At 54.7% G+C, this 2,649-nt stretch carries 1 protein-coding gene, 3 pseudogenes and 1 other annotated feature; of the genes and pseudogenes, 2 read left to right on the top strand and 2 right to left on the bottom strand.

Annotated features, from left to right (window positions below):
- Window positions 1–587 (bottom strand): annotated as a pseudogene (locus tag KP699_RS16160) (transposase); the annotation flags it as partial.
- A gap of 53 nt (window positions 588–640) precedes the next feature.
- On the opposite strand from KP699_RS16160, the gene KP699_RS16155 reads away from it, so the two are divergent.
- Window positions 641–1,851, top strand: a protein-coding gene (locus KP699_RS16155; protein ID WP_215763337.1) for an IS3 family transposase whose coding sequence is annotated in 2 segments (ribosomal slippage) — window positions 641–926 and window positions 926–1,851 — 1,212 coding nt in all. Because the reading frame shifts where the segments join, the coding sequence is not laid out codon by codon here.
- Window positions 919–1,035, top strand: a sequence feature (AL1L pseudoknot). It overlaps the preceding gene by 117 nt.
- A gap of 40 nt (window positions 1,852–1,891) precedes the next feature.
- Here KP699_RS16155 and KP699_RS16150 read toward each other — a convergent pair.
- A pseudogene (locus KP699_RS16150) lies at window positions 1,892–2,323 on the bottom strand (transposase); the annotation flags it as partial.
- A 76-nt stretch (window positions 2,324–2,399) separates the two neighbouring features.
- Between KP699_RS16150 and KP699_RS16145 the strand changes: the two are divergent.
- Window positions 2,400–2,639: pseudogene (locus KP699_RS16145) on the top strand (IS5/IS1182 family transposase); the annotation flags it as partial.
- Window positions 2,640–2,649 lie beyond the last annotated feature (10 nt).

Raw genomic sequence — 2,649 nt, 5'->3', positions numbered from 1 at the left:
AGGCCGATCCTCATGGTGGCCCGGGTGATACCGACAGTTCGGACGAACAGACCCATTTGCGATTTCTGGTCAGCAAAGACATGCTCGACGCGGGATCGGATCACGGACTTTCCTGCATTGGACCGCTGGATATGGAGTGGCATGGGTTTGAGATGCGGCTTCTTCCTGTGAACCTTTGAGACAAAGCCCTGCTTTTCCATGAAGTCTTCATTGGCTTTTGAGCGATACGCTGTATCAGCCCAGACGCTTGAGGCCGTATTGGCTTTATCCAGCAGCCCCTCTCTCAATCGCGCGCCATCACTGGCGGCGGCATCTGTTGTCTTCCATTTCCGGATGAGCCGATACTTCCGGTCGATGGAGACGTGGGATTTGTAGCCAAAGAATGGGATAGCGAGATCACTCGACGGCATGGTTCCATCGTCCTGCCGCTTCGCTTTGGTGAACTTCAGCGTCCATCGCGCATGACGATCCTTGTGCGACAGCTTTGACGGCTTGTCCTGCCAGTCTTCGGGAACACGGCCTGCCCGGAGATCGGCTTTCTCGGCGTTCGTGTTGCGCTGCTTTGGAGCAGCCACCAGCGTTGCATTGAATTGCCCCGGGTTTTGTGGAGACAGCAAGACCCGTGAGGTAAGAAGAATTCATGAGTAACAAATCGAAGCGTTTTCCGCCTGAATTTCGTGAACGTGCAGCCCGGATGGTTCTGGAGGAAGAGAAGAACCATCCTTCCCGGTGGTCTGCGGTGATGATGATCGCTCCAAAGCTGGATATTCACCCTGACACGCTGTCAAAATGGACCCGTCTGCATGAGCGGGCCAATGCGCCTGCGGTGAGTGAGTTGCCTGATCGGGAGAAGATCAGGCAACTGGAGCGAGAGAACCGCGAATTGCGTCAGGCCAATGAAATCCTGCGTAAGGCGTCGGCATATTTTGCCCAGGCGGAACTCGACCGCCGGTTCAGGCCATGACCCGCTTCATTGAGAAGCACCGGCAGACATATGGTGTCGGGTCAATCTGCAAGATCCTGCCGATTGCTCCATCTGTCTATTATGCAACTGTTGCCAGGCAGAAAAATCCCTGTGTGCGCAGCCAGAAAGACAAAGAGCTGCGCGATGAAATCCGTAGAGTATGGAACGATAATTTTTGTGTCTATGGAGCGCGTAAGGTCTGGCATCAGCTCAGACGCGAGGGCAGGACTATCGCCCGCTGCACGGTAGAGCGACTGATGCGCCAGATGGGACTTAAAGGCGTCATGCGTGGCAAGGGGATCAGAACCACACGGCCTGATCCACAACGTCCCTGCCCACAGGATCTGGTGCAGCGCCAGTTTCATGCTCCAGCCCCCAACAGGCTCTGGGTTTCGGATTTTACTTACGTTTCCACATGGCAGGGCTTTGTTTATGTGGCCTTCATCATTGATGTGTTTGCCCGCGTGATTGTGGGCTGGCGCGTCTCATCCACTGCCCATACCGACTTCGTACTGGATGCCCTTGAGCAGGCGCTGTGCCAGAGGCAGCCTGAGGGAAACGTGACCCATCATTCGGACCGCGGCTGTCAGTATGTGTCCATTCGCTACACGCAAAGACTGGCTGAAGCGGGTCTCGTTGCTTCTGTCGGAAGCGTTGGGGATTCCTATGATAACGCTCTGGCGGAAACCATTAACGGGCTCTACAAAACCGAACTTATCTATCGGCAGGGGCCATGGAAAAACAGGGAAGCGGTTGAACTGACAACACTTAAATGGGTCGACTGGTTCAACAATCGACGGATCCTGTCCTCCATTGGAAACATCCCGCCAGCAGAAGCTGAGGCTCGCTTTTATGCACAACAGAAATCACATGCATTAGCTGCGTAGTTCAGATAAAAACGTCTCCACAAAACCCGGGGCAATTCACATCCAGGATCTGGCCCGACATCGGCAGATAGCCTGCGTTCCGCAGGGTTGTATCAAAGCGATTGAACAGACCCTCGATCGCTCCCGCCTGCGTCAGGCGCTCACGGAACAGCCAGACCGTTTTGGCATCAGGAACACGATCTGAAAGCCCCAGGCCAAGGAAGCGCATGAACGACGGGCGATCGTTGATCAGATACTCTGTACGTTCATCGGACAAATTGTTCAGCGTCTGGATCACCAGGATCTTGAACATCAGCACCGGATCAAACGGCGGTCGCCCGCCTTTGCTTTCGTCGGAATACGCCAGTGCCTTCTCCTGTTCCGGGCGGAACACTGCAAAATTCACAGTCCGGGAAAACGCTTCGAGCTGATCACCGAGCCCGCTCAGCCGAGCAAGCCGCTCTTCAACGTCAAAAAATCCCGCCTGCTTCATGATCCATACTCCAATCAACGCAAGGAAAATGGAATCACAGAGCAGACCTCAAAACCAGAGGGTTTTTCGAACCCTCCAGGTTCACAGGAAAAAGCCGCATCTCAGGCCTATGCCCCGCCATATCCAGAGATCCAACGCAGGGAAGTCGGTGATCAGATCTCGCGTTGAGCATGTCTTTGCCGATCAGAAATCACAGACGGGACTGTTCGTCCGAACCGTAGGCATAACGCGGGCCACCATGAGGATCGGGCTGGCCAATATCGTCTATAATATGCGCCGCTTTCTCCTCCTGGAGCGGATTAACGCGAGCGCGTAGCAATCCAGAG

Source organism: Acetobacter sp. P1H12_c, from assembly GCF_018811975.1.
Lineage (GTDB): Bacteria > Pseudomonadota > Alphaproteobacteria > Acetobacterales > Acetobacteraceae > Acetobacter > Acetobacter persici.
Note: the sequence above shows the minus strand (reverse complement) of the source record. Positions and strands in the feature narration are given on the sequence as shown.